We start from the raw sequence: 7595 nt of genomic DNA, 5'->3' as shown, positions 1-7595 counted from the left end.
TCGTGATCGCATTGCTAGGTCTATTCGTGCCTAGAACGAAACAAGAAAAGAAAAAATTAGCTGTTACCGCACGTGTCAAACGTCTGATTACGACTATTGCGATTATTTATCTTTTCTTATTCGCAACGAGCTTGCATTTTATTTGGAATGATTACCCGTTAAGCTATGCTGGGTTAGTGATGGTGTTAGGTTCGATCTTCACATATGGAGTAGTGTTATTGGCTAATCTTATTAACAAGCCGATTGAAAATAGAATCAAAGAATACTATTATCAAGATGCAAAACGAATGATCAACAGTGCCAAAAATACGAAAACAATCGGAATTACCGGTAGTTTTGGTAAAACAAGTACAAAGTTTATTTTAGATACGATTTTGTCATCACATTTTAATACATTAAAAACACCGAATAGTTTTAACACAAAAATAGGTGTAACGATTACTATCCGTAACTCTTTAAAGCCATATCATGATGTATTTATTGCCGAAATGGGGGCGAAAGAGCCAGGTAATATTCAGGAAATCTGTGAGTTAGTAGGGCATAAATATGCGATTCTAACAGCAATTGGGGAACAACACCTCGAAACGTTCAAAACATTAGACAACATTAAAAAAACAAAATATGAGATTGTTGAAACATTGCCAGCTGACGGCATTGCTTTCCTCAATCGTGATGATCAAAACATTATGTCTTATACCCCGAAAAATCAGTGCCGTAAAGTTTATTTTGGAATCGATGATAAAGAAGCAGACTATCTAGCTTCTGCTATTCGTTTTCACCAAAAAGGTACTACATTTAGGGTGACAAACAAAGCAGGCACATTAGATGCAGATTTTGAAACCAAATTATTAGGGAAGCATAATGTATATAATATTTTGGCTGCGATCAGTGTGGCGTGGGAAATGGGAGTTCCTCTATCCAGACTGCAAATGGGTGTGAAGAAGATTCAGGCAGTTAAACATAGGATGGAAATAAAGAAAGGATTCGGTAATTTAACGGTAATTGATGACAGTTTTAATTCGAATCCGACTGGTTCACGTATGGCTTTAGAAGTACTTTCTTCGATGGAAGGATTTAAAGTATTAGTGACACCAGGTATGGTAGAATTAGGTGATAAGGAATATCAATATAATAAAGCATTTGGTGAATATGCGAGTGATGCGTGTGACTATGTGATTTTAGTAGGTGAAAAACAAACAAAACCTATTCAGGATGGACTTCGTGAAAAAGGCTACCCTGAGGAGCAATTATTTATTGCCAAAGATTTAAATCACGCAATATCACAAATTCAAGCATTGAACCGCCAAGATGCAATTATCTTATTGGAGAATGATTTACCTGACACATATAACGAATAAGAAGATATAATTTCGTAGAAGAAAGGTTATAATAATCATTTGAAAATATGATAAGAGTCAATAATCACCTATTTATTTAAAAAAATACAAAATGCATCTTCAGCAAATATAGTATAAATGGAAGTGCCAGACAACTTTAAATACTAATTTGCAAGGTGCATTTACCTGACATTACAAATAGAACGTATCTTTCCGTACTTCACTCAATTTGATATCTTGACACTTCTCCCCCCTATTCATATCCGATTTAAAACAAAATAAGATTTCATTCAATGAAAATGATATAATACACATAACAGACTGTTCTTGATGAGGTGTAATATGAAACATTCGAATGATAAAGAATGGGATATTATAGATGAGGATTTGTACGAAGAGTTAGATCCAGAAGAAATGTATGAGCTAGTGCAAGAGGAACGCCAAAAGTTGAAAGAAAAAGAGAACAAAGAAACAGAGCAGAAAAAAAAGCCACTTGTTCCAAGATGGGGGATATGGTTGATTGCAATTGCAATGTTTATTCAAGTCATTGCAATCCTTCCACAAACTTTTTCGATCCCAGCTATTGAGTTTATTCAAACATCTGCACGCTTAATGCAGGACGAAACGGTACAACAATATCGGGAAGCAGTTGTTGTTATTGAGGGAGAGGACAACAAAGGAACTGGTTTTGCGATATCGGATGATGGTTATATCATCACTAACTATCATGTAATAGAGGACCAATTAAGGATCACTGTCGCTTTTCAGGAAGAAGGTCTGTATAATGGTGAAGTAATAGAAACCTATCCAGAAATAGACCTTGCTCTATTGGACATAGAGGCGGAAAATCTCCCCTACTTGCAACTAAGCGATCAAAATGGTCAAGATCAACTGGAAAATGTTCTATTTATCGGTAATCCGCTACGTTTTAATGGTATTGCCAATGAAGGAGACTTAATAGGAAAGACACAACTGTCTACTTGGGAGAAGCCAGTCTATATGTTAGATGCACCAGTTTATCGGGGGAATAGTGGTAGTCCGGTATTAGATGAGCAAGGGGAAGTCATTGCGGTTGTTTTTGCAACTCAAAAGAATGAGGAACACGGCCGAGTAGGGTTAGCCGTGCCAATAGAATATATGAATATTATTCAATGATTCGTTTAGACTCTCAGTTTTACTGGGAGTTTGTTTATTATAGCTGAAGGACAAACCCAACGGAAAGAGAAGTGGTCAGCCAGAGTGATGGTCAAGCAGTTGAAATAATTTCATAATGGCTGCCAGAGGAATCGCAAATCTTTAACATCTAGTGATAAAAACGGAGCGGTTTTTTCTCACCTTGAAAAAAAGATATTGATCCCCGCTATTTTACAGAGATAGGTTCAAATGAACTAGTTGGTGTGATGAAATTTCTGTGAACATTTTATCACAGTGAGTAAATGTATCTATTTTTTGAAAATAAAATTTAATGAATTGTAATTGAATCATGGTAGATAGAAACAAAATTTTCTTTTATTCTGGATAAAGTGACAAAATAAACTGGTGAAAATATACTTAATTTTTATAGATAACAGACAAAAAATCATAAATACAATACGAATTTATAAAGGACTGGTGGTGCCGAATATGATAGAAAGCCAGTTAATCGATAAAGAATATAGATTAGAAGACCAAATTGAATTGATACAGCGAGGTGATGAGCATTTACGAAATGATATAATCGAAGCATATCAACCGTTTATTGCAAAATGCGTTTCCGATGTATGTAAAAGATATATCAAAAAACAAAATGATGAGTTTAGTGTCGGGATGATTGCTTTTAATGAAGCAATAGAAATGTATTCAAGGGAGAAAGGTTCTTCATTTCTCGCATTTGCTCAAGTGATTATTAAACGCAAAGTAATTGACTATATCCGGAAAGAACAGCGACAATATATGTATCCGGCCTTAAATATGAATGACGAAGATGAATTGGAAGAAAGTCCGTTACAAATATCTGAAGCCAAAAAAATATTTGAATTGGAAGAAGAATCCTGGAATCGCAAGCAAGAAATTCTCGAGTTATCAGAACATCTGAAGAAGTATAAAATTTCGTTCAAAGAACTTACCGAAATATCACCGAAACACCAAGATGCGCGTGAATCGGCAGTGTATGCTGCGAAACAATTAATAAATGACCAAGATTTAAAAGAATATGTACTTCGTAAAAAAAGAGTACCGATTAAACAATTATTAAAGCTTGTACCTGTCAGTAAAAAAACATTGGAAAGAAATCGAAAGTATATATTAACGGTCTTTATTATCCTTACAGGTGATTATGTATATTTAAGAGAATACCTTGAGGGGGTAGATCTGTGAAAAAAGGAATAATTGTGGAACATAAATCACGGTATACAATCGTGATGGACAAAGATGGTGTGTTCCACAAAGCAATACCAATGAAGGAAAAAGATATTGGTATGGAAACCTTGTATCAACAAAAACAATCCATCTGGCAATCATTTTTTCTGTTTTTTAAAGGACCAATAAAGTGGCAACTTGTTCCTATGGTGTTAATATGTTTACTGTTAATAAGCCCATTGTACATATGGGTAGCAGATGAAAAGGCTTATGCAGTAGTTAGTATTGATATTAATCCAAGCATGAATATTACGATTGATGAAAATTATCATGTGCTGGACGTTGAACCGATGAATGAGGATGCTGAGCAATTGATGGATAATTTGGAGGTTAAAAACCGTACTATAACATCTTTAACAGATGAAATTCTTAACTTAATAACAATGGACACAGAAGAAGCAGAGGCTGATCGTCCGGTTTTAATGGCCGTAAGTTATATTGATGAAGAAAAACAGGACCATCATTTTGAAGATGAATTAGGTAGTTATTATCAACATCTAGGATACCAAGTGGCCATTTATGAAGTTTCAGAAGAACTTAGAACTCAATCTGAACTAGAACATGTATCAATGAACGAATTAGCAGCACAGTCGTTAGAGGTAAGTGGAGGATCAGATGTCAAGCAATTAGCAACTGAAAATGATACGCCTAAAACTTCCTTAAATACCGAGGAAAGAGAACTAATTGAAAATTTTTATAATCATAATGAGCAAGACCAAGAGGAAGAGACTACTCAAGAAGAGATCGAAATTGATGAAACGGAAGATGAAGAGAAAGAAGAAGACATTGAGGAAACTAATCAAGGCGAATCGAAAAAAGAGACAAACGATCCTTTGATTTTACCTGCTAATGCAAGTGAACGTGCTAAAGAACAAATCTCAACAAATAATGGCAAAAAGAAAGATAATAACGGTCAAAAAGTGAGTGAAAAAAACAAAGCAAAGAAAACCGATAATGGTAAAGAGAAAAAGTCTAAAGCAAAGTCTAAATCAAAGTCAAAAGGAAAAAAGCAGAATCAGAATAAACAGTATGACAAAGGTAATACAGATAAAAAATCAAAAGGCAAACAGGATAACAAATCGAATAAATCAAAATTTAATCATAACAACAAATCAAATAAAAAAGATAAATCGCAAAAAAAGCATCATGGTAAAGGCCATAACAAGTAAGCATGAACTGTCATCGTTATTAGAGGTGACAGTTTTTATATTGTTTAATATCCAGCTGCTTGTAAACAAGGAGGCTTGTCACCATAAAACTTGGCGACAAGCCTTTTTACATAATCGAACAAGCTCCACGTGTCACTTGGTTCGACTATTTTCTATTGTGACGTAAGGCTCATTTGGCTGACTAATGCATGGTCAATATATTGCATTAGTTGTTCATGAGAAGTGATCAGGTATTCCTGTGAGCTTGGGTAATGATAAGCATGTAAAAATTGTTCAATTTTTTTTGACAGCAAATCATCATTAGTACGGACCATTAACACAAGCAAATCATCCCATTGCCCCCATAACGTATAATATAATGCTTTATCGTAGTCGATATTCAACAGATAATCCCCCTTTTTTTATATTGGTTGTATTCATTTTAGTTGGGGAATCATTAATTAGTGTGTGCGGTTTACAATGAAAAAGTCTAAAGAACTGTTGGTCTCGTTACCAAATATTAATTAACATAAGTCATTTTGTTTCTATCCATACTATTGATGATCAATAAAAAAAGGAGGGAAACAGATGAAGTTATCAAAGCCTGCTTTAGCGCTGACTTTCGCTACAACCTTAACTCTTGTAGCATGCGGCGGAAATGAATATGGCCAAGAAAATGGAGAATATAATGGTAATCCAGCACAACCGATAGGATACAACCAAACATCTAATGACCCAGCTAATGATCGAGCTAATAATAGAAATCAAACGACAGATCCAGCCCGTGGTCAAGATAATATCAACCGTAATACACGTGCAAATGACAACAACCAATTCATGTTTGATGGCAGAACGAATAGAGATGCCGACAATATGACTAACTCTAGACGTGATGGTACTAACTATGATGTAGCAGATGAAGCTGCAGAAAAAATTCAGTCTCAGGTTCAGGAAATTGACCGTGTTTATGTATTAACAACAGATAATAATGCCTATGTAGCGGCTTCTTGGGATAAACGAACAAATAAAGATAATCCTAACCGAAACAATGACGAATTAACGGAAGAAACAAGAGAAGATATCACAGAAGCCGTTAAATCTGTTAACAATGATATTGACAATGTTTATATTTCAACGAACCCAGATTTCTTTGACTTAGCAGATGAGTATGCTAATGATGTAGACAGAGGCGAGCCAGTAGAAGGCTTTTTCAGACGTATTGGAAATATGATCGAAAGAGTTTTCCCGAATGATGAACAATAATTAAGGAAGAGCAAGTATCTGCGGATACTTGCTCTTTTTTTCTTCAGTAAAGAAGCATATAATCCACGTTACCATAGGATTTTGAGCTATGATAGGTGGTTATATAGAGACAAAAATACTAAAAGAAATTCTGTTTGATGATCGTCAACATTGGGGACCTTCTAGTCGAGTAAGTTAGCTTTATTATCCCTCATTAACTTACGCCCATCTCCAAGGCCAGGTGTGATCGACCGATAAAACGAACTCGCAATTTCGCCCAATATAAATGAATCTCCATCTATCCTTTGCGCTTTTTCATTATCATGGTTGTTCATCACAGTCGCCAATGAAAGTAATCGGAGTTAAAGGAGCGGTAAATGAGGTAACGAATGTGTTACCATTGAAATCTGTCGCATCCACCGTCCACATTCCAATATTCCCAGGCCCTATGGTTAGCGTGATCGTAACTTCATATTTACCATCAGGTAAAAAGTTACCAGATGCTCTAGCGGTCCCTCTGACACTTGCAAAGGTGTTTCCATCACATTCAATCTCTATCCTTCTACCCCCTACAAAGTTTATTGTATTTCCGTCAGCACCAAAGGCGACGTTAAAATTATTTACAGCGGGGTTACACATGGAAGCTGCTGTAAAGCACTGGATAGCCGTGATATTAATGGTGCCACTTAAAGAAGTGGGTACTCCATTCACAGTCGTGGTTACAGTTGTTGGAGCTGCTCCTCCTCCTACCCCAATTCTGAATTTACAAGGACATTCTATTTCAGGACATTCAACCTGAGTACCAATAGATCTGGAGACTGATGCTCCTTCTGTTTCCGTGCTTGCAGTAACAGTTGTAGATAAAAGTGGTGTTCCTTCTGGTATAATCAGTGAGGTGGAAAATGTTCCGTCTTCTCCTGTTATAACAGGGTTAGGAGTAAAAGTTCCTACAACAGGAAAATCGCTAAATTCAATCAAGGCGCCTTCCACTGGTATACCATCGCATACTAAGGACCCGGTAATATCGCCACTACAAGTAATAAGTGGGTCTACATTTAATGTTAAATCACAAATTTGGTCACACATTACGGTTACATTTATCGTTTCGGTTAATAGCTGATCGTTCACTGTTGCGGAGGCTGTAATTTCCACATCTGTTGGTGGTGTTCCGCTCGGAATATTTACACTTGTAAAATAATTTCCGTTTTCTCCTGTGATAGCGGGGTTAGGATTAAAATCAATAATTGCGGGATTAGCAGTGAATGTGACTTCTGCGTTGGGAATCAATGTATCACCACAACGTATACGCCCAGAAATTATATCACTACAATCAATCGAATCTGGTCCAAAAAGAAATAGTACACAAGGGTCTGATGGACATTGTACAATAGTTGGTAACGAATCGGTTATTTCTTGATTATCTACTACTACGCTTGCCGTAATTAAAATTTCGGTTGGATCGGTGTCTTCA

The 7595-nt window shown here is 35.9% G+C and carries 7 protein-coding genes; 5 read left to right on the top strand and 2 right to left on the bottom strand.

Features of this window, described 5'->3' with window-relative positions; all coding sequences use genetic code 11:
• The 4 genes from D569_RS0122015 to D569_RS0122000 form a co-directional block, all read left to right on the top strand.
• Positions 1–1358: UDP-N-acetylmuramoyl-tripeptide--D-alanyl-D-alanine ligase (locus tag D569_RS0122015; protein WP_018934391.1), on the top strand; the 1358-nt coding region annotated here is incomplete at its 5' end.
• 321 nt (positions 1359–1679) lie between these two features.
• Positions 1680–2492, top strand: a complete 813-nt coding sequence (locus D569_RS0122010; protein ID WP_018934596.1) for a S1C family serine protease — start codon at positions 1680–1682, stop codon at positions 2490–2492.
• A gap of 468 nt (positions 2493–2960) precedes the next feature.
• A complete protein-coding gene (gene sigI, locus D569_RS0122005) occupies positions 2961–3692 on the top strand; it encodes an RNA polymerase sigma-I factor (protein ID WP_018934595.1) in 732 nt (243 codons plus the stop codon).
• A complete protein-coding gene (locus D569_RS0122000) occupies positions 3689–4903 on the top strand; it encodes an anti-sigma-I factor RsgI family protein (protein WP_018934594.1) in 1215 nt (404 codons plus the stop codon). The genes sigI and D569_RS0122000 overlap by 4 nt, the downstream gene beginning before the upstream one ends.
• 152 nt (positions 4904–5055) lie before the next feature.
• On the opposite strand, the gene D569_RS0121995 is transcribed toward D569_RS0122000, so the two are convergent.
• A complete protein-coding gene (locus D569_RS0121995) occupies positions 5056–5289 on the bottom strand; it encodes a YhdB family protein (protein WP_026287437.1) in 234 nt (77 codons plus the stop codon).
• Positions 5290–5470: 181 nt separating this feature from the next.
• Here D569_RS0121995 and D569_RS0121990 point away from each other — a divergent pair, with 181 nt between their 5' ends.
• Positions 5471–6145 carry a YhcN/YlaJ family sporulation lipoprotein gene (locus D569_RS0121990; RefSeq protein WP_018934592.1) on the top strand — a complete coding sequence of 225 codons (675 nt, stop codon included), beginning with the start codon at positions 5471–5473 and terminating at the stop codon, positions 6143–6145.
• Positions 6146–6445: 300 nt separating this feature from the next.
• Here D569_RS0121990 and D569_RS24690 read toward each other — a convergent pair.
• Positions 6446–7595 (bottom strand): hypothetical protein (locus tag D569_RS24690; protein WP_018934591.1); only part of this gene is annotated, 1150 nt, incomplete at its 5' end.

Origin of the sequence: Gracilibacillus lacisalsi DSM 19029, from assembly GCF_000377765.1 — a bacterium.
In the GTDB taxonomy this organism is placed as follows: Bacteria; Bacillota; Bacilli; order Bacillales; family Amphibacillaceae; genus Gracilibacillus; species Gracilibacillus lacisalsi.
Note: the sequence above shows the minus strand (reverse complement) of the source record. Positions and strands in the feature narration are given on the sequence as shown.